Source organism: Streptomyces chiangmaiensis (genome assembly GCF_036281785.1).
GTDB lineage: Bacteria > Actinomycetota > Actinomycetes > Streptomycetales > Streptomycetaceae > Streptomyces > Streptomyces chiangmaiensis.
This window is the reverse complement of sequence record NZ_JAYWVC010000006.1, coordinates 47,760-74,090: the sequence shown is the minus strand read 5'-3', so window position 1 is coordinate 74,090 and position 26,331 is coordinate 47,760. Positions and strand designations below refer to the sequence as shown.

Below are 26,331 nucleotides of genomic sequence, written 5' to 3'. Positions count from 1 at the left end.
GCAGCAAAGAAACACCGCGAACACAAGGTGCTTCTCATGGGTTGGACGCCCGTGATCCTGTCACAGGGTGCATTGATTCAGGAAATAGCTACAGTCGGTCCGGTTGATCGGTGTCTGCTATCAGTCACTATCGGTAGGGAGTTCACGGGGATGGGTGGCACCAGGACAAACGGACGCCGGCAGCCCAGTCTCGCCCAGCTGCGCGCCTTCGCCGCAGTCGCCGAGCACCTCCACTTCCGCGACGCGGCCGCCGCGATCGGCATGAGTCAGCCCGCGTTGTCCGGCGCGGTCTCCGCTCTGGAGGAGGTCCTCGGCGTCACCCTGCTGGAGCGCACCACCCGCAAGGTCCTCCTCTCGCCGGCCGGTGAGCGGCTCGCCGTACGGGCCAAGGCGGTGCTGGCGGAGGTCGGCGCCCTCATGGAGGAGGCCGAGGCCGCCCGGGCGCCCTTCACCGGGGCGCTGCGGCTCGGTGTGATCCCGACCGTCGCGCCGTATCTGCTGCCGACCGTCCTCGATCTCGTCCACGACCGCTATCCGCACCTCGACCTGCAGGTCCACGAGGAGCAGACGGCCGGCCTGCTCGACGGGCTCACCACCGGCCGCCTCGACCTGCTGCTGCTCGCCGTCCCCCTCGGTGTGCCGGGCGTCGCGGAACTCCCGCTCTTCGACGAGGACTTCGTGCTCGTCACCCCGCTGGACCACTGGCTCGGAGGCCGGGAGGGCATCCCTCGGCAGGCCCTGCGCGAGCTGAACCTGCTGCTGCTCGATGAGGGGCACTGCCTGCGCGACCAGGCCCTCGACATCTGCCGGGAGGCCGGACGCGGTATCAGCGGGGCAGGGCGGGGCTCCTCGGCGGCCGGTGGGGGACGGCAGGGCACGCCGGTGACCACGACCGCCGCCGGGCTGTCCACCCTCGTGCAGCTCGTTGCCGGGGGGCTGGGGGTGACCCTGCTGCCGCGTACCGCCGTCAGAGTGGAGACCTCCCGCAGCAACCAGCTGCTCACCGGCTACTTCGCCGACCCGGCCCCGACCCGGCGCATCGCCTTCGCGATGCGGGCCGGCGCCGCGCGGGGTACCGAGTACGAGGAGCTGGCGGAGGCGCTCCGTGAAGCACTGCGGCCGCTGCCCGTACGGGTGTTGGGGCCCGACGACTGAGAACCCCCGGGAATCCCCGCACCCATACCAAGGAGTACGCCCTGTGAACGCGTGCGGGCCCCTCCCGGTCAGGGGGAGGCCCGCACGGCAGGGGCGGCGGTCACTCCGTACGCAGCCCGTCCGGCCGCATCAGCCGCAGCAGCGGTGGCAGGCTGAGCAGCGTCACGACGAGGACGACCGCGGCGCCGATGCCCGCCATCGACAGCACGCCGGCCCAGTCCACGCGGATGCTCTGGGCGGTCATCTTCAGCAGAACCGCCCCCAGGGCCAGGCCGACCGCCGACGCCAGCACCAGTCCGAGCGCGATCGGGATGGCCGTCTGCCACAGCACCGACAGGCTCAGCGTGCGGCGCCGGGTGCCGAAGGCGACCAGCGACGACAGCAGCTTCTTGCGCTCCCGCAGCTGCTCCAGCTGCGACACCAGGAGGCTCGCGCCGATCAGCGCCAGCACACAGGCGGCGCCGACGAACAGCCCCGTGCGGATGGAGGTGAACCTTCGGGACTGCTCGGAGGCCGACCACACCATCGCGTCCGCCCGGACATCGACTCGCGCCGCCGTGTTCCGTACGTACTCGCGCACATCCGGCACGGACGAGTCGAGCGACAGGTAGATGTCCCCGGTGACCCACGCGTTGGCCCCCTCGGGCAGCGCGCGCGGCGTCATCATGATGCCGCCGCGCCGCACCCCCGTCGGGTCCTTGATCGACTGAGCCTGCTTCAGTTCCGGCGGCACCCTCCAGGCGACCTCGCCGCTGTGCTCGCTTCCATAGGACGGATCGAGGTACAGCGTCCGGCCCGGCCTGGCGAGCTTCGGTGTGTCGCTGTCGTACTCCGCGCCCCGCAGCACGAACACGTCACCGTCGTGGCACGAGGGCAGCGTGGCCAGTTCGCGGAGGGCGGCACAGTCGCCGATGCTGAGTTCGATGGACGAGGCGGGGTCCTTGCGGGTGTCGCCGAGAGTGCCGCCGGACAGCGCCGTGACCTTCCGCACGCCCTGTGTGGCGGCGAACTCCCCGGCGGCCGCGCCGACCGGCACCCCGCCCGGAAGGCTCACCTGCATCTGCGCCCGCGAGAGGTCGTTCTGCGACTGCTTGGTGTAATCGCTGTCGACCCCGGCGAACAGCATCTGCAGCGCGATCGCCCCGGCCACCGCCACCGCGATGCCGTTGACCATGCGGGCCGCCGTGCCGCTGCTCAGCTGCAGCCTGCGCACGGCCAGTTGCCAGGCCACGCCGCCCCGGCCGAGCCGGGCGACGACCGTCTCGACGATCCACGGCAGCAGCGCGGTCACGCCCACCAGGAGCAGGACGACGCCGCCGGTGACCAGGTACTGGTTGAAGTCTCCGTGGGTCCGGCCCTTGCCGATCATCGGGTAGAGCATGGCGAGTCCGGCCAGCGGCAGCAGCAGCCGCCACCACAGCCGGCGTCGTGCGGGCCGCGCCGAGCGTACGACGCCGAGCGGTTCGATGACGACCCCGCGCAGTGCGAACAGCGTCACCAGCACCGCGGCCGCCGGCACCGCGACCGCGACGAGCACGGCGAGGAGCGGCGAGGGATTCAGATAGCTGGGGAACACGCTGACGTCGAGAACCTCCAGGGAGCCCGCCACCTGACGGCCCACCAGGAAGAATCCGGCACCGAGGACCAGCCCGAGCAGGGCCCCCGCGAGCGCCTCGCCCGCGGCGATCCTCCGGGTCATCCCGCCGTCGGAGCCGATCAGCCGCAGCGCCGCGAGCCGGCGGTCGCGCCGCTCGCCGCCGAACCGCACGGCCGCGGCGATGAACACGGCGACCGGCGTCAGCAGCACCACGAAGACGACGAGGGACAGCAGGACCAGCACCGGGTCCGACCGCTCGGGCGTCGGGTGCGGATCGCCGAAGCGGTCGATCCGGGCCACCGACGAGCCGTTGATCTTCGTGGCGAGGCCGTCCGCCCCCGCGTAGTAGGCGAGTTCGGCCGAGCCGATGAGCCCGCTCTCCCCGATGGTCTCGACGATCCGGTACGGCAGCCTCTCCCGCAGTAGCTTCCCGCTGTCGGAGGCGAGGAGTTCCTTCAGCGCAGGCGAGACGACCATCTCGCCCACCGCTGGGAACTCGTCCACCCCCGGCGGAAGCGGCGCCCGTGCCCCCTCGGGCTCCATCAGCCGCCCGCGCACGTCCTTCTCGCGGTACGTCGTGTCGATGTCCGCGATCACGAGGGTGTTGTCGGCCCTCGGCATGACCGTCTGGCTGTACGTGTAGTCCAGGCGCGCCTCCTCGCGATCGCGCCGGACCGTCAGCGCGTTCGGCAGCGCGGTGGTGAGCAGAAGCAGGGCCACCCCCAGTCCGACGCCTACGGCCGTCAGCAGGAGCCGGACCCACCCTTCGCGTCCACCGGTGAAGGCGAACCGAAGCCCCATGGCCAGATCCCGGCCCATCCCCCGGGTTCTCGACTTCGCTCGAGCGGGGGGACCCTCATGAGCAGGGAGGTGCCTCGATCGTGTGCTCATACGACGCGCTCCATGTCCCGCGACTTGCCGTCCCGTACGACGATCTCGCGGTCGGAGTACGCGGCCACCCGCGCCTCGTGCGTGACCAGCACGACGGCCGCGTTGGTGGACCGGGCGGCCTCGGTCAGCAACTCCATCACCCGCTCGCCGTTGAGCGAGTCCAGCGCACCGGTCGGCTCGTCGGCGAACAGTACGCGCGGGTTCGTGACCAGGGCGCGTGCGACGGCCACGCGCTGTCCCTGACCGCCCGATATCTCACCGGGGCGCTTCCCGGCGAGGTCGTCGACCTCGAGCCGCTCCATCCAGGCCAGGGCGGTCCGCTCGGACTCCTTGCGGGCCGTGCCGCTCAGCCGCATCGGGAGGGCCACGTTCTCGACGCAGGTCAGTTCGGGAACGAGCTGCCCGAACTGGAACACGAACCCGAACTCCGAGCGCCTGAGCAGGCTGCGTTCGGCGTCGCTCATACCGGCCATCTCGCGGCCGTTGTAGACGATCGAGCCCGAGTCGGGGGGCACGATCCCGGCGAGACAGTGCAGCAGGGTCGACTTGCCGGAACCGGACGGACCCATCACGGCGACGATCTCGCCCGGGTGGATGGAGAATTCGGCGCCGTCGAGGGCGACGGTCGGACCGTACGCCTTGCGCAGGTCCTGGGCGGTCAGCAGAGAACCGGGGGGAGGAGTCACTTGGCCACCGCCGCTGCGAGCTTGTCGAGGCGTGCTGCGGTCAGCTCCAGCCAGCGCAGATCGGCCTCGAGATGGAACAGGGCGTGGTCGCAGATCAGCTGGTCGGCCAGGTCGCCCTTGCGTTTGCGGTCGGTCAGGATCCGCATCATGCGCAGGTGCTCGGCACGCTGCGCGTCGAGGATGTCGGCCGCGTCGCGGTGCGTGAGCAGCGCGAGGACGACCTTGGTGTAGAGGGTCGACTGCAGATACGGCTCGGGCTTCTCCGGGGTCGCGAGCCACCGCTGTACGTCGGTGACCCCGGCGTCGGTGATGGCGTACCGCTTGCGCTCGGGCCCGCCGCCGGCCTCGATGCCGTCGACCTCGACGAGCCCGTTCTTCAGCAACCGGGACATCGTCGAGTAGACCTGGCCGTAGTGCAGCGGCCGGTCGTGACCGAATTTCTCGTCGAAGGCCCGCTTCAGGTCGTAACCGTGACGGGGCCCGGACTCCAGGAGTCCGAGAAGAGTGTGACCGATGGACATGGGAAGCACTGTACACATGGCGTATACACACCGCGTATACATGATGTTTATAGATCGTGGTCCGGAGCACGTCCTCCCAGGTGGAAGGCGTCTGTCACGGTTCTGCTACACGGTTCCGGCGCCCTGTCTACGACTCCGGATCACCCGAAGCCGGCGGACGTCCACGACGGGGGACGGGCTTCGTCCCGCGGGGGAGCCGGCCCGCTTCCGCGAGAGCGCGCCGGAGCAGGAACTCGATCTGGGCGTTGGCCGAGCGCAGTTCGTCCGACGCCCAGCGGGCGAGTGCCTCGTAGACCAACGGATCCAGCCGCAGCCGCACCTGCTTGCGCTGCTGCGGCCGACGCTCGGGGGTCGAACCTCCGGAGGGAGCCGTCACTGGTGGAGCGACCCGGTGTTGAGCACGGGCTGAGGCGCACGGTCCCCGCACAGCACCACCAGCGCCAGTCCGGCAAGCCCGAGAAGCAGTGCGAACCCGCCGCCGATGCTGTGCGCGGTGAACTCACGGACCCGCGGTGCGGGCACCTCCGGTACGTCGCCGGTGGCGGAAGCGTCGTGTGGGGACATGGGCGGTATCCCCCGTTTCGTGCAATAGCTCGGCTCTAGCAAAGTGATAACACTTACCCGTCATGACAACCTTCCGTGCCTTCCGATCGTCGGTTCCGATGGGACAGGTGCTGATTGTCACGTCCGTAAAAGGCGTGATCGGTGGGCCTTTGTCAGATCGCGCGGTGTTAGTTTTCTGAGCTGACCCGAGCCACGCCCCTGTGTGACACACGAGAACGAAGCGGAGCGGATCGACCCATGGGACGAGCGGAAGAGAGACGAGCGCGGCAGCGCGGTGGCCGCCGCGCGGCGCCCAAGCGCTCGTCCGGGGCCGAGCGGACGGTCGGCTCCCCGTCGGTCGGCGGCCGGGCCGCCGCGCGCGGCAGGGCCGCCAAGAACAGAAAGAGCGGCATACGCAGGTTCTTCACCTGGAAGTCGGTGCTCGGCACGCTGTTCGGCTTCGTGCTGCTGGGCATGGGCGCGTTCGTCCTGCTGTATCTGACGACCCCTATCCCCGCGGGGAACGCCGCCGCCACGCTGCAGTCCAACGTCTACAAGTACAGCGACGGCAGCATTCTCGCCCGCACCGGTGAGGTCAACCGCGAGAACGTCGACCTCGCCGAGGTGCCCAAGGAGGTCCAGCACACCTTCGTCGCCGCCGAGAACAAGACCTTCTACCAGGACGCGGGCGTCGACCTGAAGGGCACGGCCCGCGGTCTGCTCAACACCGTCTCGGGCAAGGGCGCGCAGGGTGGTTCGACGATCACCCAGCAGTATGTCAAGAACTACTACCTGAACCAGAACCAGACCGTCACGCGCAAGCTGAAGGAACTGGTCATCTCGCTGAAGCTGGACCGCCAGAAGTCCAAGGAGTACATCCTGGCGGGCTACATCAACACCAGCTACTACGGTCGTGGCGCCTACGGCATCCAGGCCGCCGCGCAGGCCTACTACCGCAAGGACGCCAAGGACCTCACGGTGGAGGAGGGCGCGTATCTGGCGGCGCTGCTCCAGGCGCCGAGCCAGTACGACTGGGCCGTCGCCACCGGCACCGGCAAAAAGCTGGTGCAGAATCGCTGGAACTACGTGCTCGACAACATGGTGGGCCAGCACTGGCTGGACGCGGGCAAGCGCACGGCCATGAAGTTCCCGGTGCCGAAGGCGCCCAAGGGGGCGCCGGGCATGGAGGGGCAGACCGGCTATCTGGTGGACGCGGCCAACGCGTCCCTGGAGCGGCAGCTCGTCTCCCAGGGCACCGCGGCCTCGATCGGTGACGCCGAGGCGCTCGTGAAGTCGGGCGGCTGGACCATCACCGTGAATATCGACAAGAAGAAGCAGGCCGAGCTGGAGCAGGCCGTCAAGGACAGGCTGACCAGCAAGCTGAACCCGAAGAAGCGCTCGGTCGACGGCGACGTCCAGCCCGGTGCCGTGTCCGTCGACCCGAAGACGGGCCGCGTGCTCGCCATGTACGGCGGCGTGGACTACCTCAAGCACTTCACCAACAACGCCACGCGCCGCGACTACCAGCCCGCCTCCACCTTCAAGCCGCTGATACTCGCCGCCGCCGTGGACGAGCAGGCCAAGACCCAGGACGACCGGGCGATCACCGCCAACACGATCTACGACGGAACCAGCGGCCGTCCGGTCAAGGGCAGCGCGATCGCCTTCGCCCCGCCGAACGAGGACGACCAGGACTACGGCGACATCACGGTGCAGAAGGCGATGAACCAGTCCGTGAACTCGGTCTTCGCGCAGATGGGCGTGGACGTCGGCATGGACAACGTGATGAAGGTCGCCAAGGATCTGGGCATGGACACCAAGGGCATGCAGGCCGTGCCCGCGCAGACCCTGGGCTCCATGGGCGCGAGCCCGCTGGAGATGGCCGGTGTCTACGCGACCCTCGACAACCACGGCAGGAAGGTCACCCCGGCGATCATCAAGTCGGCGGAGCACAAGGACCGCACGGTCACCATGCCGGACCCGATCGGCGACCAGGTGATCAGCCGCGAGGCCGCCGACACGGTGACCTCGGTGCTCACCGGCGTGGTCGACGACGGTACGGCCAAGGTGTCGGTGCGGGACAACCCCTCGCGCGACGGCCAGCAGGTGGCGGGCAAGACGGGGACGTCCGACAACAACAAGTCGGCCTGGTTCACCGGCTTCACGCCGGACCTGGTCACCTCGGTCGGCCTCTTCGGGGAGAACGCCAAGACCCACGCCCAGGTCACCCTCCAGGGCGCCACGGGCCTCCTCCCGGCCCCCGGCCGCATCAACGGCGGTGGCTACCCGGCGCAGATCTGGGCGGCCTACACCTTCGAGGCGATGGGCGAGGTCACCAAGTTCGACCTGGAGACCACGCAGGGCGCCGCGGTCCAGCCGACCGTGTCGCCGACCGTCACGCAGTCGCCGACCACGAGCCCGTCGACGACGCCGACCACCCAGCCGCCGACGACCAAGCCGCCGACGTCCGCGCCCGCGACGACGCCGGGCACTCAGCCGCCGACGACCAAGCCGCCGACGTCCGCGCCCGCGACGACGGCTCCGGTGACGACGCCTCCGATCACGCCGAGGAACCCGCTCGATCCCAACCAGGGGCAGTAGCGCGAGGGCGCTCGGTGGCCTGCCCGCCGGGCGCCCTTCTTGTGGTGTGCGTCAGCCGCCGTTGACGTTGTGGGCGATGCGGTCGCCGATCTCCTTGTCGATGTTGCGCCAGTACTGCAGCGCGCGGTCCAGGACCGGGCGGCTCACGCCCTGCAGCAGATGCCCGGTGACGTTGGAGACCAGCCGGTCGCGAGCCGCCTCGTCCAGGACCTGGCGGACCATCGTGTGGGCCTGGCCGAAGTCGTCGTCCTCGCGGTGCAGCCGATAGGCCTCCCGCACCATCTCGCCCGCCGTGTGCCAGCCGGCGGGGTCGCCGAACTGCTCGACGGATGCCGGCAACTTTTGGACGGAGTCCAAGGTCGGCACGAGTCTGACCGAGGCTCCATCCCTCGTCGCTCAGCCCCTGCTCAACTCGAACCAGACCACCTTTCCGGTGCTCAGCCGGGTCGCGCCCCAGCGCCGGGCCAGCCGGTTCACCAGGTACAGACCCCGGCCACCCTCGTCCGTCGCCCGCGCCTGCCGCAGCCGCGGCAGCTGGGGCACATCGTCGCCCACCTCGCAGCGCAGGACGTCGGTGCGCAGCAGGCGCAGCGTGACCGGCCGTGACGCATAGCGCACGGCATTGGTCACGACCTCGCTGACCAGCAGCTCCACCGAGTCTGTCAGCTCCTCCATGCCCCAGCGGGCGAGCGCCCGGCGGGCGAGTCGCCGGGCCCGGCTCGGGGCAGCGTCCTCGGGCTCCAGGAACCAGTACGCGACGTCACTCGGCGCGATCCCGTCGAAGCGGGCGGCGAGCAGCGCGATGTCGTCGTCGCGGTCGCCGGGGCCGAGCATGTCGAGCACCTCGTCGCACAGCGCCTCGAGCGGCGGCGGATGATCGGCGCCCGTGAGCTGGGCGGTGGCGGCGAGCTTCTCCCGCAGCTGTTCTATACCGGTCCACACGTCCCGCAACCGCGACTCGACGAGGCCGTCGGTGTACAGCAGCAGGGTCGCGCCGGCCGGCGCGTCCAGTTCCACGGCCTCGAAGTCGACCCCGCCCACGCCGATGGGCGCACCCGCGGGTACCCGCAGCACCTCGGCCCGGCCGCCCAGATGCAGCAGGACCGGCGGAGGATGGCCGGCGTTGGCGATGGTGATCCGGTGCGCGACCGGGTCGTACACCGCGTACAGGCATGTGGCCATGCGGTCGGTGCCGAGCCGCTGGGCCTGCTCGTCCAGGTGGTGCAGCACCTCCTGCGGCGGCAGGTCGAGCCCGGCCAGCGTCTGGGCCGTCGTCCGCAGCTGACCCATGATCGCCGCCGACGTCATGGAGTGGCCCATGACATCGCCGACCACGAGCGCCACCCGGCTGCCCGGCAGCGGAATGGCGTCGTACCAGTCGCCGCCGACGCGCGCGGTCTCGGCGGCCGGCAGATAGCGCGACGCCAGCCGTACCCCCGTCGGGTTCGGGAGGGTCTCCGGCAGCATCGTCCGCTGCAGCTCGTCGGCGATGTACGCCTCACGGCCGTACAGCACCGCCTTGTCGATGCCGAGCGCGCTGTGCGTGGCGAGCTGGGCGGCGACCAGCAGGTCGTCCGCCTCGAACGCCAGGCGCTCCGGACGGCGCAGGAACAGCACGGCGCCGATGACCCTGCGGCGGCCGCGCAGCGGTGCGAGAATCGCCCGCTGGCCCGGGGGGATCGTGGTGTCGTCCCCGAGCAGCTCGGGCAGCGCGGCACGGGCGGCGGGCGCGTCCGCGAACACCGGCCGGACCCCGCGCAGCACCTCGGCCAGCGCACCGCCGGGTCGCACCTCGCAGAGGTCGTAGTTCAGGGCCACCAGGCCGGAGTTCTCCGGTACCGGCACCGGGAGGATCCCGTCCTCCAGGTCCCGCTCCCGCGGTATCCGGTCGGTGCGCCGCAGCCGCAGCACGAGCGGCCCGGTGGGCCGCTCGTCCCCCACGGGCAGCGGATCGCGCAGATAGACGAGGATCGCGTCCGAGAAGGTGGGCACGGTGGCCCGGCACAGTCCCATCACGATCTCGTCGAGGTCGATGCCGCGGGCGATCCGACGGGTGGCGGCGCCCACGAAACGCAGCCGGTCCCCGTCGCGCCGCATGGGCATGGGGCCGTGCAGCGGCGGGGTCTGGCCGGTGCGCCGCTCCTTGCCGCCGGGCAGCGCGGAGGCGCGGTCCTGCTCGCCGCCGGGCTGAGCCGGAATGCCCTCCGGAGCCGGGCGCGGCCGGTGCGTGCCGGACTCCTGCGCGGCCGGCTGGGAGTGCTCGGAGCCGCCCGTCGCGGGCAGCGAGGACGAGGGACCGCCCGGATTGCCGGACGGTCCTTGCTTCGCGCAGGACAGCGGCCCGGCCGGGGATGCCTGCCCCTCGCCCCCTCGGGTCTGCGCCGGTAAAGCGGTGGCGGGCGGCGTGGGCAGCGGCTCCGGGGTACGCAGGAGCGCCCCGCGGGGGTCCGTGGGGCCGACGCCCGGCTGCGGGCGCTTGTGGGAGGTCGGGTGCTCCGTCACGCGTGTCGAGTCCATCCGTCCGGGGCTGCGCGCCGTGCGTGCAGTTCGTCCCACCGAGAAGCCGATACCCGGAATACGTGTCCCAGGAACGGAATTCCCGCGCGGTCACACGCGATACATGATCCACGGGTCGGACGAGCCGACCCGGTGTGGCCCTCGTACCCCTCGCTCACGTCCTGCCGCCCCTCGATGACGTTTGGTCAAGCTCAGCACATTCTGCGGGAGTTGCCGTTGTGTGCCCTTGCGGAGGACGATCCTACGGTTGTACCGCGGGAGCGCAACAAGGGTCGCATGAGGTCATGTACACAGGCGTACGATCCCAGTCCCCCGGAAGGGGTGGCACGGACCAGGACGGATCGGGTCGCCAGTGCTGCCAGCCGTCCGAGAACGGCGTCCCCCAGGCGTCGATCACCTCCACCGCGGACCGCCCCGCCGCCCGTACGCGTTCGGCGAGCCGGGAGTCCATCAGACCGTCCCGCTGGGCCTGCGCGAACTCGTCCTCGTCGCGCCAGCCCCAACTGCGATCGGGGTAGACGCAGATGTCGAGGAAGTGGTCCTCGGAGTCCACGCCGCCGGCCCACCGGACGAGCGGCTCTTCCAGGTTGACGTACCAATTCTTGAACCGCCAGCCCGGCTCCCAGAACAGCCAGACCGACCAGGGTCGGCCGGGGCGCGCCAGTTTGAGCACGCCCGTGCCGAACCAACGGTCGAGCTGCACGGTCCGCTGCTTGGTGTAGCGGGACTCCAGCGGCTCGGCGTGCAGCGACGTGCCGTCGGTGAAGACGGGCTTCACGCACTCGGTGCCGGGCGCCATCCACACCGCGAGCAACTCTTCGTCGTCCCTGACGACGGTGACGGGGCGTGCGATGTGGAAGCGCTCGCCGGCGTTCTCCCGGTACCGCCAGAGGATCTGTTCCCCCGGCGCCCAGTGCGTCGTCGATCCGCCCGCTTCCATTCGTCTCACCGCTCCACCGTCTGCCATGCACAGATATTAGGTGCCCCGGCATACGACGCTGCGGTCCCCGTCACGGTTCGCGTCAGGGGCGGGTGAGATGACGGGAGACCTTACGGGTGCGTCATGCGCAGGACGTCGAGTGCCTCGTCGAGTTGCTCCAACGTCAGGTCTCCGCGCTCCACGTACCCGGATTCCAGGACGACCTGACGGATCGTCTTGCGCTCCGCGAGCGCCTTCTTGGCGACCTTCGCAGCCTCCTCGTACCCGATGTACTTGTTGAGCGGGGTGACGACGGAAGGCGACGACTCGGCGTACTCGCGGGCCCGTTCCCGGTGGGCGACGATCCCGTCGACGGTGCGGTCGGCGAGCAGTCGCGAGACGTTCGCGAGCAGCCGGATCGACTCCAGCACGTTCTTCGCGATGACCGGCATCATGACGTTGAGCTCGAAGTTGCCGGAGGCGCCCGCCGTGGCGATGGTCGCATCGTTCCCGATGACCTGCGCGGCGACCATGAGGACGGCCTCGGGGATGACCGGGTTGACCTTGCCGGGCATGATCGAGGACCCGGGCTGCAGGTCGGGGAGGGCGATCTCGGCGAGCCCGGTCCTGGGTCCGGAGGACATCCACCGCAGATCGTTGGCGATCTTGGTCAGTCCGACTGCGATGGTCCTGAGCTGCCCGCTGGTCTCGACGATGCCGTCCCGGGCGCCCTGGGCCTCGAAGTGGTTGCGGGCCTCGGTGAGCGGCAGCCCGGTGACCCGGGCGACCTCAGCGATGACCGCGGTGGAGAAGCCGGGCGGGGTGTTGATGCCGGTGCCGACCGCGGTGCCGCCCAGCGGGAGCTCGGCGAGCCTCGGCAGTGAGGCGTTCAGCCGCTCGACGCCGTACCGCACCTGGGCGGCGTATCCGCCGAACTCCTGTCCGAGCGTCACCGGTGTGGCGTCCATGAGGTGGGTGCGCCCCGCCTTCACGACATCCCCGAACTCGTCGGCCTTGCGTTCCAGGGAAGCCGCCAGATGTTCGAGGGCGGGGACGAGGTCGCGGGCGACGGCGGCGGTGGCGGCGATGTGGAGGGAGGAGGGGAAGACGTCGTTGGACGACTGGGAGGCGTTCACATGGTCGTTGGGGTGCACGTCCCGGCCTAGCCGCTCAGTGGCCAGAGTGGCGATCACCTCGTTGGTGTTCATGTTGGACGAGGTGCCCGAACCGGTCTGGAAGACGTCGACGGGGAAGTGCTCGTCCCACCTGCCCTCGGCGACCTCGGCGGCGGCCTCCTGGATCGCCTCGGCGATGTCCTTGTCCAGCACGCCGAGCCCCGCGTTCACCTTGGCGGCGGCGCCCTTGATCCGCGCGAGCGCCTCGATGTGTGCGCGCTCGATCCGCTGTCCGGACACCGGGAAGTTCTCCACGGCCCGCTGAGTCTGCGCCCGCCACTTGGCGTCGACGGGGACCTGTACTTCACCCATGGAGTCGTGCTCGATGCGGTATTCGCTCATGTCCCGTACAGCACGGGACCGGGTCGGGTTGTTCCGTGGTGCGGCCGAATGTGAGTGACGGAGCGCGATCGCGGCCGAGCAGCGCCGCACGCCCCGGGGCGGCCCTCGGAAGGGGCCGGAGCCCCGTCAGGAGCGCAGGGGAGACCCCCGTCACGGCCGGGGACCAGTGCCCCTGGCCGCGACGGGGTGGAGGGGCCGTCGGCCCTGGAGAGGGCGGTGCGGCGGGGCCGGAACCGATTCCCGCCGCGAGCCGGTGTGCTACGCCAGCCCGGGACCCCGGACCGGGATCGAGGTGAAGGTGGGCGGCTCGGCGGGGGCCTGGAAGAAGTCGTTGCCCTTGTCGTCAACCACGATGAACGCGGGGAAGTCCTCGACCTCGATCTTCCAGACCGCCTCCATGCCGAGCTCCTCGTACTCGACGACCTCGACCTTCTTGATGCAGTCCTGCGCCAGACGCGCGGCCGGACCGCCGATGGAGCCGAGGTAGAAGCCGCCGTGGGCGTCGCACGCGTCCGTGACCTGCTTGCTCCGGTTGCCCTTGGCCAGCATCACCTTGGAGCCGCCCGCGGCCTGGAACTGCTCGACGTAGGAGTCCATGCGCCCGGCGGTGGTCGGCCCGAAGGAGCCCGAGGCGTAGCCCTCGGGGGTCTTGGCCGGACCCGCGTAGTACACCGGGTGGTCCTTGAGGTACTGCGGCATCTCCTCGCCCGCGTCCAGCCGCTCCTTGATCTTGGCGTGCGCGATGTCACGCGCCACGACCAGCGGACCGGTGAGGGACAGCCGGGTCTTGACCGGGTACTTGGACAGCTCGGCGAGGATGTCGTCCATCGGCTGGTTCAGGTCGACCTTGACGACGTCGCCGTCCTGCTCCAGGTGCTCGTCCGTGGTCTCCGGCAGGAAACGCGCCGGGTCCGTCTCGAGCTGCTCGAGGAAGACGCCCTCGGCCGTGATCTTGGCGACCGCCTGACGGTCCGCCGAGCAGGAGACCGCGATGGCCACCGGGCAGGACGCGCCGTGCCGCGGCAGCCGGACGACGCGGACGTCGTGGCAGAAGTACTTGCCGCCGAACTGCGCCCCGATCCCGATCTTCTGCGTGAGCTCGAAGACCTTCTCCTCCAGCTCCTTGTCCCGGAAACCGTGACCCAGCTCGGAGCCCTCGGCCGGCAGCTCGTCCAGGTAGTGCGCGGAGGCGTACTTGGCGGTCTTCAGCGCGTACTCCGCGCTGGTGCCGCCGACGACGATCGCCAGGTGGTACGGCGGGCAGGCGGCGGTCCCCAGCGAGCGGATCTTCTCCTCCAGGAACTTCATCATGGAGGCCTCGTTCAGGACGGCCTTCGTCTCCTGGTAGAGGAAGGACTTGTTGGCGCTGCCGCCGCCCTTCGCCATGAACAGGAACTTGTAGGCGCCGCCGTCCGTGGCGTAGAGCTCGATCTGCGCCGGGAGGTTGGAGCCGGTGTTCTTCTCCTCCCACATGGTGAGCGGAGCCATCTGCGAGTACCGCAGGTTCAGCTTGGTGTACGCGTCGTAGATGCCGCGGGAGAGCGCCTTCTCGTCCTCGCCCTCGGTGAGGACGTGCTGTCCGCGCTTGCCCATCACGATCGCCGTGCCGGTGTCCTGGCACATCGGGAGCACGCCCGCCGCCGCGATGTTCGCGTTCTTCAGCAGGTCCAGCGCCACGAACTTGTCGTTCGCGGACGCCTCCGGGTCGTCGACGATGCGCTTCAGCTGGGCGAGGTGCCCGGGCCGCAGGTAGTGCTGGATGTCGTGGATCGCCTCTTCGGCGAGCTTGCGCAGCGCCTCCGGCTCGACGTTGAGGAAGGTACGCCCGTCGGCCTCGAAGGTGGAGACACCCTCGGAGGTCACCAGGCGGTACGGCGTGGTGTCCTCTCCTGTCGGGAGCAGATCGGTGTACGCGAAATCAGGCATCTCGCCCATTCCTCACTAGACGGACAGCGGCTGGCCTCCATGGGCAGCGTTCACCAGCGTAGAACCTGGCACTCGCCGTGAACCTGTGAGGTAAGGCTCAGTCGGGCGGGCGACGTCGGCCCCCTGGGCGGGCCTTCCGCAGGCCGTGTCGAGGGGTAGTCGCGATCTATCGCGTTTCGGTACGCTGCTGCCGTGGACCTTCACAAGAGCCCTGCCCCGACCGCCCGCGGGCCCGTGCCCGTGACCGAGCTGCGTTGCTCGGACGCCGACCGTGACCGCATCACCGACCTCCTGCGCGACGCCCTCGCCGAGGGCCGTCTCACGGCGGAGGAGCACGCCGAACGCGTCGAGGGCGTGCTGAACGCCAAGACGGTCGGGGAGCTGGACCTGTTCGTCCGCGATCTGCCCGCGGCACAGGCGCGCCGCACCGCCCCGATGTACACCCCGGCGCCGGGTCGCCCCACCCCGGGCACGGTGCCGGCCGAGCCCGACGCGAACGTGGTGGCGGTCTTCAGCAGCGCCATACGCAAGGGCCGCTGGCGCCCCGGCCGCCGTCTGCACGCCTACGCGATCTTCGGCAGTGTCGAGATCGACCTGAGCGAGGCGATTTTCGAGTACCAGCAGGTCGTGATCAAGGCGATCTCGGTCTTCGGTGACGTGACGATCCGCGTCCCGGAAAACATCACGCTGCGTGGCACCGGCGGCGCCGTCCTCGGCAACTTCGAGGTGAGCCCGCTGGATTCGGGTGAGCAGAACGCACCCGTCATCCATGTGGACGGATTTGCCGTGCTCGGGAACGTCGAGGCGCGACCCAGGCGGGGCAAGCTGGTCGCGGACATCCTCGACCGCGTGTCGAACAAGGTGGACAAGGCTTTGCGCAAACACCTCGACCGTTGATGTCTGTGAATGCGGTCGCGTCCCAGAGCGGCCGTTCGCTTCCCGGAATGGCGAACACCCCCTGCAACAGCAGCCGTAGTGAACTCAGTGCATAGGCACGCGCACAGCGGGTAGGCCTTGCTGCATCGTCTCTCGCTCGCGAAGCCGTCGTCAGGAGTAGACCGTGCTGCAACCGCCGCATTCGTCCCTGCAGGTCGCTGACGTTCCGCACCAACGGGTGCCAGTGCGCGACAGGAACCAGGACGCCCCGTGGCACACGGAGGCGGTGTGCCGGCGGGACGAGGCCGGCCTGTTCTTCGCCCCTTCCAAGGAACCCACCGCGGCCCGGTTGTCCCGCGAGGAGACGGCCAAGCGGGTCTGTGCGCGCTGCCCGGTGATGGTGGAGTGCCGGGAACACGCGCTGGTCCAGCCCGAGCCGTACGGGGTCTGGGGCGGTCTCACGGCGGCCGAACGCCGAGTGGTGCTGGCCCGGCGTCGACGCCGGGACATGGAGCTCAAGAAGGCCGCACGGGGGACGATAGCCGCGGCCGGTTAGGGGACCCACGGGAAGAGTGGCCCCGCCGGCCGGCGAGTGGGCAGACGGGGCGCGCCTGCGCCGGAGCCGTGCGGGTCCCCCCTTGCGCGAGCGAAGCCGAGAGCTCGGGGAGCGCGGAGGCCGGACGACGGAGGGCCGAGGACGGGCGGGCACTCGCCACCTGCGTCTGCGCCTCGGAGGCGAATCGGGCCCCGATGAGGGAAGGGCGCCCTCTCCGCACAGAGGACGCCCCTGACCTGCCCGGTGATCCGGGCCCTGATCACTTCGCGCGGTCGAAGTCGATCGTGCTGTATGCACGCAGCTTGCTCAGCCGGTGCACGGAGTCGATCCGGCGGACGGTGCCGGACTTCGAGCGCATCACGATCGAATCGGTGGTGGCGGTCTCGGAGCGGTAACGCACTCCGCGCAGCAGTTCGCCGTCGGTGATGCCGGTGGCGACGAAGAAGACGTTCTCGCCGGAGACCAGGTCGTTCGTGGTCAGCACCCGGTCGAGGTCGTGCCCTGCGTCGATGGCCCGCTGCCGTTCCTCGTCGTCCTTGGGCCACAGCTTGCCCTGGATGGTGCCGCCCAGGCACTTCACCGCGCAGGCGGAGATGATGCCCTCGGGCGTGCCGCCGATGCCGAGCAGCAGATCGATGCCGGTGCCCTCGCGCAGCGCCAGGATCGAGCCGGCCACATCGCCGTCCGAGATCAGCTTGATGCGCGCGCCGGTCTCCCGGACCTCCTTGATGAGGCTCTCGTGCCGCGGCCGGTCGAGGATGACGACGGTGACGTCCTCGGGTGCCGACCGCTTGGCCTTGGCGACACGGCGGATGTTCACCGAGACAGGGGCGTCGATGTCGACGAAGTCGGCCGCCTCGGGGCCGGTGACCAGCTTGTCCATGTAGAAGACGGCGGACGGGTCGAACATCGTGCCGCGGTCGGCGGCGGCCAGAACCGCGATCGCGTTCGGCATGCCCTTCGCGGTGAGCGTGGTGCCGTCGATCGGGTCGACGGCGATATCGCACTCCGGGCCCGTTCCGTCACCGATCCGCTCTCCGTTGAAGAGCATCGGGGCCTCGTCCTTCTCCCCTTCGCCGATGACGACGACGCCGTTCATCGACACGGTGTGGACGAGGTTGCGCATGGCGCGCACCGCGGCGCCGTCGGCACCGTTCTTGTCCCCGCGGCCGACCCAGCGGCCCGCGGCCATTGCGGCGGCCTCGGTGACCCGGACGAGCTCGAGGGCAAGGTTGCGGTCGGGTGCCTCGGAGGGAACTTCGAGTTCAGACGGCAGATGATGATTCTCGGTCATCGGAGCGCACCTTTCTGATACGACGACGGCCGGATGAGGGTGATCCCCACGACTCTATCGTCGGACAGACAAAATGAGCAGGGGGGCCCACGGATGAGCGGACCGCTGTACCTGCGACGATAGGGGCGTGGCAGGTACGAACGGCAAGCAGAAGACGGTCCGGGACATGCTTCTTTCCCTGGGCCTGATCGGGCTGATGGCGGGTGTCATCTACCTCTTCATCCCGCACGACGACCGCGCTCCCGATCTCAAGCGGGTCGACTACCGAGTCGAGCTGCTCACGGCGCGTCGCTCGGCGGCCTACCCGGTGGCGGCGCCCGAAGGTCTGCCCGGCGGCTGGAAGGCCACTTCGGTGCGCTTCCAGGGCGACCGGTTCGACGCCTGGCACCTCGGCTTCCAGGACCCCACCGGTCAGTACGTGGCGATCGAGCAGTCCACTCAGAAGCCGTCCGCCTTCATCGGCGAGGCCAGCCAGGGCGCACACGGCACCGAGGTCACCCAGAGCATCGGCGGCCGGACCTGGCAGCGCTACACGGGTGACCGCTACGACGCGCTTGTGCTGAAGGACAAGGGCTCCACGACCGTGGTGGCCGGGACGGCGTCGTTCGCGCAGCTGACGAAGATGGCGCAAGCGCTCAGGACCGAGTGAGGCGGCGGAGCCGCACTCCGAGGAGGCCCCGTGCTGACCAGTCCATGAGGGCGGCGATCCGCCGGCGGTGCGGCCCCGCCGCCCGGATCACCCGGATTCCCCGGCGCCCCCCTCGTCCTCGCCCTCCCGCTCCTCGGCGAGCGCGGCGTCGAGCCGCTTCCGGGCGCCCTCCAGCCATGTCCGGCACACCTTGGCCAGCTCCTCGCCCCGCTCCCACAGCGCCAGGGACTCCTCGAGCGTCGTACCCCCGGCCTCCAGCCGCCGTACGACCTCGATCAGCTCGTCCCGCGCCTGCTCGTACCCGAGTGCCTCGTCCGTCTTGCCGGTCATGCGCCCACCCTAGATCTCTGCCCGTACCGTGAACTCGCCCTCGGCCACCCGCGCCCGCAGCGCCTCGCCCGCCGACACCTCGTCCGGTGCCCGGACTGCGTGCCCGTCCGCCCTTTGCAGCACCGCGTAGCCCCGCTGCAGCGTCGCGGCCGGTGACAGGGCCACCACGCGGGCGTGTGTGTGCGTGAGCTCCGACTCGGCCCGGTCGAGCAGATGCCTCAGCGTGCGCCGGCTGCGGTCGACCAGCGAGGCGACCTGGTCGGCCCGCTCGTCGACCATGCGGTGCGGATCCTCTATGCAGGGCCGTGCCAGCGCATGGGCGAGTCCGCGCTCCTCGCGCTCGACCAACGAAAGCACGCACCGCCGCGCCCGGTCCCGCAGCGCCTGCACACGCTGCAGCTCCTCGCCGACGTCCGGCACGACCTTCTTGGCGGCGTCCGTCGGCGTGGAGGCGCGCAGATCGGCGACATGGTCGAGCAGCGGATTGTCCGGCTCGTGCCCGATGGCCGACACGACGGGGGTACGACAGGCCGCCACCGCTCGCACGAGCTGTTCGTCGGAGAACGGCAGCAGGTCCTCCACGCTGCCGCCGCCGCGTGCAACGATGATCACGTCCACCTCTTCCAGCGCGTCCAGCTCCTTCACGGCCTGGACGACCTGGGGCACGGCGTGCACGCCCTGAACGGCGACGTTGCGCACCTCGAAGCGGACGGCGGGCCAGCGGTGCCGCGCGTTCTCCAGCACGTCCCGCTCGGCCGCCGAGGCCCGGCCGCATACGAGCCCGATGAGCTGCGGCAGAAAGGGCAGCGGCTTCTTGCGCTCGGCCGCGAACAGCCCCTCGGCGGCGAGCGACTTCTTCAGCTGCTCGAGCCGCGCCAGCAGCTCGCCGACCCCCACGGGCCGTATCTGCGCAGCACGCAGCGAGAGCTGTCCCCTCGGGGCGTACCACTCGGGCTTGGCGTGGACGACCACACGGGCGCCCTCGCTCACGACGTCGGCGACCTCGTCGAACACCTGGCGATAACAGGTGACACCGACGGAGATGTCGTACGACGGATCGCGCAACGTCAGAAAGACGACACCGGCGCCGGGGCGCCGCGACAGCTGTGTGATCTGCCCCTCGACCCATACGGCTCCGAGCCGGTCGATCCACCCGCCGATGAGCCGCGACACCTCACCGACCGGCAGCGGTGACTCCGCGGACGTGTTGACAGCCATGGGCCGAGCGTAACGGCCGGGACCGACAACGCAGGTCGGCGCAACCTCTCCTCAGCCAGGCGATCTACAGCCCCGGGTGCGGCCTTACGATGGTGCGCATGACCGCTTCGCCTGGCCGCCGTGTTCTGCTCGCCGCCCCCCGGGGCTACTGCGCGGGTGTCGACCGTGCCGTGATCGCCGTCGAGAAGGCCCTGGAGCAGTACGGGGCCCCCGTGTACGTCCGCCACGAGATCGTCCACAACAAGTACGTCGTGCAGACCCTGGAGAAGAAGGGCGCGATCTTCGTCGAACGGACGGAGGAGGTGCCGGCGGGCAACATCGTCATGTTCTCCGCGCACGGCGTCGCGCCCACGGTCCACGAAGAGGCCAAGCGCGGCCGGCTCGCCACCATCGACGCGACCTGCCCCCTGGTCACCAAGGTCCACAAGGAAGCAGTCCGCTTCGCCAAGGAGGACTTCGACATCCTCCTGATCGGCCACGAGGGCCACGAAGAGGTCATCGGCACCTCCGGCGAGGCCCCGGACCACATCCAGCTCGTCGACGGCCCCGAGGACGTCGCCCGCGTCGAGGTGCGCGACCCCTCGAAGATCGTCTGGCTCTCCCAGACCACCCTCTCCGTCGACGAGACCATGGAGACGGTCGACGCCCTCAAGGAGCGTTTCCCGCAGCTGATCTCCCCGCCCAGCGACGACATCTGCTACGCCACGCAGAACCGCCAGCTCGCCGTGAAGCAGATGGGCGCCGAGGCGGACCTGGTGATCGTGGTCGGCTCCCGGAACTCCTCGAACTCCAAGCGGCTGGTCGAGGTCGCCAAGCTCGCGGGCGCGCGGGAGGCGTACCTGGTGGACTTCGCCGACGAGATCGACGAGGCGTGGCTGGAGGGCGTGTCGACGGTCGGCGTGACCTCGGGCGCCTCGGTTCCGGAGATCCTGGTCGAGCAGGTCCTGGAGTGGCTGTCCCAGCGTGGCTTCGAGGACGTCGAGATCGTCAAGGCGGCCGAGGAGTCCATCACCTTCTCGCTGCCCAAGGAGCTCCGGCGCGATCTGCGCGCGGAGGCCGCGGAACTCGCCTCGGAGCCCGACGGCGACAACTGACGGCCGGGATGATCGGGAAGAGGGCGTAGCCCATACGCCGTACCGTGGTGCCCATGCAGATCTTCGGCGTGGACATCGGTGGATCCGGAATCAAGGGCGCTCCCGTGGACCTGGACCGGGGCGTCCTGGTGGACGAGCGCTTCAAGGTGCTCACCCCGCACCCGGCAACGCCCGACCTCGTGGCCGACGGAGTGAAAGAGGTCGTCAGCCACTTCGGCTGGACGGGGCCGGTCGGCGTCACCTTCCCCGGAGTCGTCGCCTTCGGCTCGACGATCCGTACGGCGGCGAATGTCGACAAGAGCTGGATCGGCGAGGACGCACGCGCATTGTTCAGCGAGCGACTGGGCGGGCTCAGGGTGACCCTGCTCAACGACGCGGACGCGGCGGGTGTGGCCGAGATGCAGTTCGGCGCCGGCCGCGACCGCCGGGGCACGGTCATCGTGCTGACGCTGGGCACGGGCATCGGCAGTGCCGTGTTCATCGACGGCGTGCTCCTCCCGAACACGGAGCTGGGCCATCTGGAACTGAACGGTCACGACGCCGAGAAGCGCGCGTCCTCGAAGGCCAAGGAGGACCACGAGCTGACGTGGGAGCAGTGGGCCCGCCGTGTGCAGAAGTACCTCGCGCACGTGGAGATGCTGTTCTCCCCGGAGCTGTTCGTCGTCGGCGGGGGCGTCAGCCGCAAGTCCGAGAAGTTCCTGCCGCTGATCGAGGGCATCAAGGCGGAGATCGTCCCGGCCCAGCTCCAGAACAACGCGGGGATCGTGGGCGCGGCGATGAGGGCGGCCACTCAGGAGTGAGCGACGCGGCGGCGTGACGCCGGGACCGTCCGACGGTGCGGGGCCGGGCGGTCACACCGTCCGCCGGCGCTGTGCCGTCCGGCGGCGCATCATCCGCACCCTGCGTACGGTCGCGATGACACCCGCGACGAGCGTGCCGCCGTACAGCCAGCCCGCCTGGGTGGCGAGCGCGGTGACCAGCCCCACCACGTGCCCGCCGAGCCCGCCGCCCCCGTCGGCCACGGTCAGCAGGCCGATGGCGAAGGCGATCGGCACCGCCACGGGCGCGGCCACCAGGTCTCCGGGCCGCACCCACAGCGCGGTCAGCGCGGCCACCGGCAGGAACAGCACGCCGTAGACCGTGAGGGACGAGTCGAACAGCAGCCGGTCGAGACAGCCGATCGCCGGCATCACGGCAGCGCAGAACAGCCCGCCGCCCAGTCCGGTGAGCCGGGGGCCCGGCACGCGGCGCACCGTCTGCACCAGCGGTGCGGCATTCCGTCGCGCGGGCACCGGCCGCCGCTGCATGTCGCCGTTGCCGTGGTTGGCCTGACGCGCCACGGAGGGTCCGGATCCCGGTTCGGGCCGGCCGGGGCCGCCGGGCCGGGCCGGCCGGGCAGCCGAACCGGACCGCACGGGCGCGGTCGCGTCCCGTCGGCCCTGCGGGGGAAGGGGCGCACCGCGTCGCGGTCCGTTGTGAGGGGGTCGCGTCCTGTGTTGCTCCACTGGACCAACTTAGGTCGGTTTATGTGCGAAATGACCGCTCAGACACGCCGATGGCGAGACCTTGGCCAAGCGTTCGATACGCCGCCGGGGTGGGGCCCGGCACGCCGTAGACTGGGTGATCGGCCCACACACGCTCCTGACGGACCCGGGCCCACACCGCCCCAGTCCAGCCCTCCACCTGACGTACGGGAAGTCGCAACGTGTCGCTCACGATCGGAATCGTCGGTCTGCCCAATGTCGGCAAGTCGACCCTGTTCAACGCCCTGACCAAGAACGACGTGCTGGCGGCCAACTACCCGTTCGCCACGATCGAGCCGAACGTCGGTGTCGTGGGCGTCCCCGACGCCCGTCTCACCGAGCTGGCCGCGATCTTCAAGTCGGAGCGGCTCCTCCCGGCGACGGTGGACTTCGTCGACATCGCGGGCATCGTGCGCGGTGCGAGCGAGGGCGAGGGCCTGGGCAACAAGTTCCTGGCGAACATCCGCGAGTCGGACGCCATCTGCCAGGTCATCCGCGCCTTCAAGGACGAGAACGTCGTGCACGTGGACGGCAAGGTCTCGCCCAAGGGCGACATCGAGACGATCAACACCGAGCTGATCCTCGCGGACCTGCAGACGATCGAGAAGGTCCTCCCGAGGCTGCAGAAGGAATCGCGGATCAAGAAGGACGTCGCCCCGAAGGCCAAGGCCGTCGAGGAGGCCAAGGAGATCCTGGAGAAGGGCGACACGCTGTTCGCCCACGGCATCGTCCAGGGCGGCGAGCGCGCCGAGCTGCTCCACGATCTGCACCTGCTCACCGCCAAGCCCTTCCTCTACGTCTTCAACGTCGACGAGGACGAGCTGATGGACGACGCCTTCAAGGACGAGCAGCGCGCACTGGTCGCCCCCGCCGAGGCGATCTTCCTCAACGCCAAGTTGGAGGCGGACCTCGCCGAGCTCGACGAGGAGGACGCCCTCGAACTCCTCGAGTCGGTCGGCCAGCACGAACCTGGTCTCGCGACCCTGGCACGGGTCGGCTTCGACACCCTGGGCCTGCAGACCTACCTCACGGCCGGCCCCAAGGAGGCCCGCGCCTGGACGATCAAGAAGGGCGCCACCGCCCCCGAGGCGGCCGGCGTCATCCACACCGACTTCCAGAAGGGCTTCATCAAGGCGGAGGTCATCTCCTTCCACGACCTGGTGGCCACCGGTTCGGTCGCGGACGCCCGCGCCGCCGGCAAGGCCCGCATGGAGGGCAAGGACTATGTGATGCATGACGGCGACGTGGTGGAGTTCCGCTTCAACGTGTAGCGGCTGACATATCACCACGTCGCTGATCTGGCAAACATGCAGGTCAGAGAGGGTCCGACTCTTCGGGGTCGGGCCCTTGGTTTTTCCCGTGCTGGGATGGTGCTGGGATGGCTGACCCCTCGTCACCTGTCGTCATCCCTGGTCATCCGTACCGTGCTGGGATCGCGCCGGGATGGGATGAGAAGCCCGTGCTGGGTTTCGGGCAGTGATCTGCTCGATACGAGGGTGGGCGGGAGGGGCTTCATCCACACGTCTTCTTCACGCCCCTGGAGAGCCGTGCGGATTCGGGCCGTAGCGCTTTTCCTACTCGTTTGACACACTCGGGGTATGGGTGAGACGACGTACAGCATCGGGGAAGGGCCGGCGACGCGCGTGAGCCTGTCGCTGCCGGAGGGGACCGCGGAGGCGATCCGGGCGCGGGTGGGCAAGCGGGAGTTCTCCGCGTTCATCGCCGAGGCGGTCGAGCGTGAGCTGCGCGGGCAGGTCCTGGACGAGTACCTGGCGGACTACGAGAGCCGCAAGGGGCCGGTCTCCGAGCCGGCTCGTCAGCGGGCGCGGCAGGTCTTCGACGAGGTGTTCGCCGAGGAGGCCGAGTGGCCCGCCGCAGGTTGAGTCACGAGGGGACGCTGGTCCTCGACAGCGAGGGACTCTCGAAGCTGCTCGCCGACGACGAGCAGGTCGTGGCTCTGATCGCTGAGGCGCGCTCGCGCGGCATGGAGGTCGTGATCAGTGCGCTCACCATCATCGAAGCCGTCCACGCTCGTACGAACAAGCCCCGCCTGAACTGGGTGCTTTCCGGGCTGCGGGTCGTCCCGGTCGGTGACGAGGAGGCGAGGGCGGCCTCGACGTTGCTGATGAATGCCGGGTTGCACGGACACAAGTACGCGATCGATGCGGCCGTCGCCGAGGCCGCGCTGCGACAGCACCGCCCCGTGGCCATGCTGACTTCCGATATTGACGACATGGCCAAGCTGTGCGGCGAGCGGGTCCGGCTCGTGGCGGTGTGATTTCCCCTGGTCCGCTTTCTGCTCGGCGGCACCTACTTCACCCAACGCGACCCCGAACGCGCCGCCCGCCGGGCCATCAACCAGCTCAACCAGCTCGGCTACACCGTCACCCTCAATCCGAGAGAGGCCGCCGCCTGACCGACAGCCCAGACACCCGGCGGCCCACCGCGACCACCGGGCGCCCAGCCCTGCCCACACCCACTCTGACCAGGCTCTATTTACGCGTCAGAGCCTTGTGGTGGAGTTCCGCTTCAACGTCTAGGCGCAATTCCACCACGTCGCTTCTGCCGAATGTGCTGTTCAGAGTGGGCTCGACTCGTCGGAGTCGAGCCCTGGCCCCTTCCCGTGCCGGGATGGTGCCGGCATGTCCGACGCACCGTCACCTCTCGTCCCTGTTCGCACCCCGCTCTCTGGCTTCTCCGTGATGGATGCCCTGGCGGTGTGTCAGCGCCCTCGACAGCCGCGCTTCACGCATGTTGCTGACATTGTTGTCAGTGTCATGCGCTGCGGATGCGTGGAGGTCGGCGGGCGTGGTGGATTTCGCAGTCCTCGCAAGCCGGGACGAGCGACTGACACATGACAGCGAAGTCGGCACGCGGGCCGCGGAATACTCGGGTGCAACAAGCCCGGCCCGGCCGTAGGGTCCTCATTCGAGGCGCCTACATGGCGCCCTGTCGACTGTCGGCACTCAACGGACCGAGGATGCGTGGCGCAATGAGCAGCGGATTCTTCGCAATCTCCTTCGACGCGCACCAGCCGGAGCGCCTGGCGCATTTCTGGTCCGGGGTCCTGGGCTTGGAGAGAGCCGACGACTCTTACGCTGGCCTTGCGCTGCTGTCCGGGAATGACGCCGGCTACCGCCTCGCCTTCCGTCCCAGCCAGGCGCAGAAGATCGCCCAGAACCGGCTGCACTTCGATCTGACCAGCTCCTCCCTGGAGGACCAGCAGGAGACCGTGGCCAGGGCGCTCGGCCTCGGCGCACAGCGCGCCGACGTCGGCCAGGGGCCGGACGCGTCCCATGTGGTGCTTGCCGACCCCGAGGGCAACGAGTTCTGTGTCCTCGAGCCGGGCAACAATTTCCTCGCCGGCTGCGGCTTCATCGGAGCGCTCGCCTGCGACGGTTCGCAGGCCGTGGGCTGCTTCTGGAGCGAGGCGCTGGGCTGGCCGCTGGTGTGGGACCAGGACGAGGAGACCGCCATCCAGTCGCCGCACGGCGGTACGAAGATTACGTGGGGTGGTCCGCCGCTGATGCCGGACCCCGGCAAGGACCTGCACTTCGACCTCGCGCCGGACGGCGATCAGCAGGCGGAGGTCGAGCGCCTGCTCTCCCTCGGGGCGAAGCGTCTCGACTCCGCCCACGGCGAGGACGGCGCGGTGCTGCTGGCCGACCCCGACGGCAACGAGTTCCGCGTGCTCACGCGCCGGTGAAGCCGGAACCGACGGGGAGCCGCGTAGTCGGTTGCTGCTGCGGGGCGCGCGGCAGAGATTCGGGCGGGCTCCTCCGATCGCCCGGCGGGCTTTTTCCCCTGACGACCACGTCGCCGACGCAGTGGCCGTCCTGGAACATCGGGGACTCACCGTTCCGCTTCGACGTGTGAGCGGGTGGGGCAACACCGTGTCACCGAGCCGGTGAACCGTTC

Annotated in this window: 23 protein-coding genes and 2 pseudogenes; 11 read left to right on the top strand and 14 right to left on the bottom strand. The window is 69.9% G+C overall.

The annotated features are described in order from the left end of the window. Positions 1-150: 150 nt before the first annotated feature. Positions 151-1,155 (top strand): LysR substrate-binding domain-containing protein, encoded by a 1,005-nt coding sequence (locus tag VXC91_RS03775; RefSeq protein ID WP_329505059.1) that lies wholly within the window; start codon positions 151-153, stop codon positions 1,153-1,155. A 100-nt stretch (positions 1,156-1,255) separates the two neighbouring features. On the opposite strand, the gene VXC91_RS03770 is transcribed toward VXC91_RS03775, so the two are convergent. The 5 genes and pseudogenes from VXC91_RS03770 to VXC91_RS03750 all read right to left on the bottom strand — a co-directional run. Beyond that, positions 1,256-3,553 carry an ABC transporter permease gene (locus VXC91_RS03770; protein WP_329505058.1) on the bottom strand — a complete coding sequence of 766 codons (2,298 nt, stop codon included), beginning with the start codon at positions 3,551-3,553 and terminating at the stop codon, positions 1,256-1,258. 86 nt (positions 3,554-3,639) lie between these two features. Beyond that, positions 3,640-4,329, bottom strand: a complete 690-nt coding sequence (locus VXC91_RS03765) for an ABC transporter ATP-binding protein (RefSeq protein WP_329505057.1) — start codon at positions 4,327-4,329, stop codon at positions 3,640-3,642. Next, positions 4,326-4,850, bottom strand: coding sequence for a PadR family transcriptional regulator (locus VXC91_RS03760; RefSeq protein ID WP_329505056.1), 525 nt, complete (start codon positions 4,848-4,850; stop codon positions 4,326-4,328). Before VXC91_RS03760 ends, VXC91_RS03765 begins: the two co-directional genes overlap by 4 nt. 127 nt (positions 4,851-4,977) lie before the next feature. After that, the gene (locus VXC91_RS03755) at positions 4,978-5,226 is read right to left on the bottom strand and encodes a hypothetical protein (RefSeq protein WP_329505106.1); all 249 of its coding nucleotides are present in this window, start codon (positions 5,224-5,226) and stop codon (positions 4,978-4,980) included. Between the two features lie 65 nt (positions 5,227-5,291). Further along, positions 5,292-5,414: pseudogene (locus VXC91_RS03750) on the bottom strand (SPFH domain-containing protein); the annotation flags it as partial. Between the two features lie 237 nt (positions 5,415-5,651). Here VXC91_RS03750 and VXC91_RS03745 point away from each other — a divergent pair. Further along, positions 5,652-7,994, top strand: coding sequence for a transglycosylase domain-containing protein (locus tag VXC91_RS03745; protein WP_329505054.1), 2,343 nt, complete (start codon positions 5,652-5,654; stop codon positions 7,992-7,994). A gap of 51 nt (positions 7,995-8,045) precedes the next feature. On the opposite strand, the pseudogene VXC91_RS03740 reads toward VXC91_RS03745, so the two are convergent. The 5 genes and pseudogenes from VXC91_RS03740 to VXC91_RS03720 all read right to left on the bottom strand — a co-directional run. After that, positions 8,046-8,327 (bottom strand): annotated as a pseudogene (locus VXC91_RS03740) (catalase-related domain-containing protein); the annotation flags it as partial. A gap of 63 nt (positions 8,328-8,390) precedes the next feature. Further along, positions 8,391-10,511, bottom strand: a complete 2,121-nt coding sequence (locus VXC91_RS03735) for a SpoIIE family protein phosphatase (protein WP_329505053.1) — start codon at positions 10,509-10,511, stop codon at positions 8,391-8,393. Between the two features lie 241 nt (positions 10,512-10,752). Beyond that, positions 10,753-11,451 (bottom strand): cytidylyl-2-hydroxypropylphosphonate hydrolase, encoded by a 699-nt coding sequence (gene fomD / locus VXC91_RS03730; RefSeq protein WP_329505105.1) that lies wholly within the window; start codon positions 11,449-11,451, stop codon positions 10,753-10,755. Positions 11,452-11,561: 110 nt separating this feature from the next. Continuing rightward, entirely contained in the window at positions 11,562-12,947 is a 1,386-nt protein-coding gene (locus tag VXC91_RS03725; RefSeq protein ID WP_329505052.1) for a class II fumarate hydratase, read from the bottom strand. Positions 12,948-13,205: 258 nt separating this feature from the next. Continuing rightward, on the bottom strand, positions 13,206-14,873 hold the full coding sequence (locus tag VXC91_RS03720; RefSeq protein ID WP_329505051.1) for a fumarate hydratase: 1,668 nt from the start codon (positions 14,871-14,873) through the stop codon (positions 13,206-13,208). Between the two features lie 192 nt (positions 14,874-15,065). On the opposite strand from VXC91_RS03720, the gene VXC91_RS03715 reads away from it, so the two are divergent. Both VXC91_RS03715 and VXC91_RS03710 read left to right on the top strand, forming a co-directional pair. After that, complete coding sequence (locus VXC91_RS03715; protein WP_329505049.1) at positions 15,066-15,770, top strand: DUF1707 SHOCT-like domain-containing protein; 705 nt, start codon at positions 15,066-15,068, stop codon at positions 15,768-15,770. Between the two features lie 163 nt (positions 15,771-15,933). Further along, positions 15,934-16,305, top strand: a complete 372-nt coding sequence (locus VXC91_RS03710; RefSeq protein WP_329505047.1) for a WhiB family transcriptional regulator — start codon at positions 15,934-15,936, stop codon at positions 16,303-16,305. A 259-nt stretch (positions 16,306-16,564) separates the two neighbouring features. On the opposite strand, the gene glpX is transcribed toward VXC91_RS03710, so the two are convergent. Then, positions 16,565-17,599 carry a class II fructose-bisphosphatase gene (glpX, locus tag VXC91_RS03705; protein WP_329505045.1) on the bottom strand — a complete coding sequence of 345 codons (1,035 nt, stop codon included), beginning with the start codon at positions 17,597-17,599 and terminating at the stop codon, positions 16,565-16,567. A 127-nt stretch (positions 17,600-17,726) separates the two neighbouring features. On the opposite strand from glpX, the gene VXC91_RS03700 reads away from it, so the two are divergent. Then, positions 17,727-18,248 carry a DUF4245 domain-containing protein gene (locus tag VXC91_RS03700; protein WP_329505044.1) on the top strand — a complete coding sequence of 174 codons (522 nt, stop codon included), beginning with the start codon at positions 17,727-17,729 and terminating at the stop codon, positions 18,246-18,248. Positions 18,249-18,335: 87 nt separating this feature from the next. Here VXC91_RS03700 and VXC91_RS03695 read toward each other — a convergent pair whose 3' ends face one another. Both VXC91_RS03695 and xseA read right to left on the bottom strand, forming a co-directional pair. Next, on the bottom strand, positions 18,336-18,578 hold the full coding sequence (locus VXC91_RS03695; RefSeq protein ID WP_329505042.1) for an exodeoxyribonuclease VII small subunit: 243 nt from the start codon (positions 18,576-18,578) through the stop codon (positions 18,336-18,338). Between the two features lie 9 nt (positions 18,579-18,587). Beyond that, positions 18,588-19,796, bottom strand: coding sequence for an exodeoxyribonuclease VII large subunit (xseA, locus tag VXC91_RS03690; RefSeq protein ID WP_329505040.1), 1,209 nt, complete (start codon positions 19,794-19,796; stop codon positions 18,588-18,590). Between the two features lie 89 nt (positions 19,797-19,885). Here xseA and VXC91_RS03685 point away from each other — a divergent pair, with 89 nt between their 5' ends. Together VXC91_RS03685 and ppgK are read left to right on the top strand one after the other, a co-directional pair. Then, positions 19,886-20,890 carry a 4-hydroxy-3-methylbut-2-enyl diphosphate reductase gene (locus tag VXC91_RS03685; protein WP_329505039.1) on the top strand — a complete coding sequence of 335 codons (1,005 nt, stop codon included), beginning with the start codon at positions 19,886-19,888 and terminating at the stop codon, positions 20,888-20,890. Between the two features lie 53 nt (positions 20,891-20,943). Beyond that, positions 20,944-21,690 (top strand): polyphosphate--glucose phosphotransferase, encoded by a 747-nt coding sequence (gene ppgK / locus VXC91_RS03680; protein ID WP_329505038.1) that lies wholly within the window; start codon positions 20,944-20,946, stop codon positions 21,688-21,690. Positions 21,691-21,741: 51 nt separating this feature from the next. Here ppgK and VXC91_RS03675 read toward each other — a convergent pair whose 3' ends face one another. Then, a complete protein-coding gene (locus VXC91_RS03675; RefSeq protein ID WP_329505037.1) occupies positions 21,742-22,230 on the bottom strand; it encodes a DUF6542 domain-containing protein in 489 nt (162 codons plus the stop codon). A 365-nt stretch (positions 22,231-22,595) separates the two neighbouring features. Between VXC91_RS03675 and ychF the strand changes: the two genes are divergently transcribed. The 4 genes from ychF (at position 22,596) to VXC91_RS03655 (ending at position 26,119) form a co-directional block, all read left to right on the top strand. Then, entirely contained in the window at positions 22,596-23,684 is a 1,089-nt protein-coding gene (gene ychF, locus VXC91_RS03670) for a redox-regulated ATPase YchF (RefSeq protein WP_329505036.1), read from the top strand. Positions 23,685-24,011: 327 nt separating this feature from the next. Further along, positions 24,012-24,296: a hypothetical protein gene (locus tag VXC91_RS03665; protein WP_093721254.1), complete on the top strand. Its 285-nt coding sequence runs from the start codon at positions 24,012-24,014 to the stop codon at positions 24,294-24,296. Continuing rightward, entirely contained in the window at positions 24,278-24,691 is a 414-nt protein-coding gene (locus tag VXC91_RS03660; RefSeq protein WP_329505033.1) for a DNA-binding protein, read from the top strand. Before VXC91_RS03665 ends, VXC91_RS03660 begins: the two co-directional genes overlap by 19 nt. A gap of 714 nt (positions 24,692-25,405) precedes the next feature. Continuing rightward, a complete protein-coding gene (locus VXC91_RS03655; RefSeq protein ID WP_329505031.1) occupies positions 25,406-26,119 on the top strand; it encodes a VOC family protein in 714 nt (237 codons plus the stop codon). Positions 26,120-26,331: the final 212 nt, after the last annotated feature.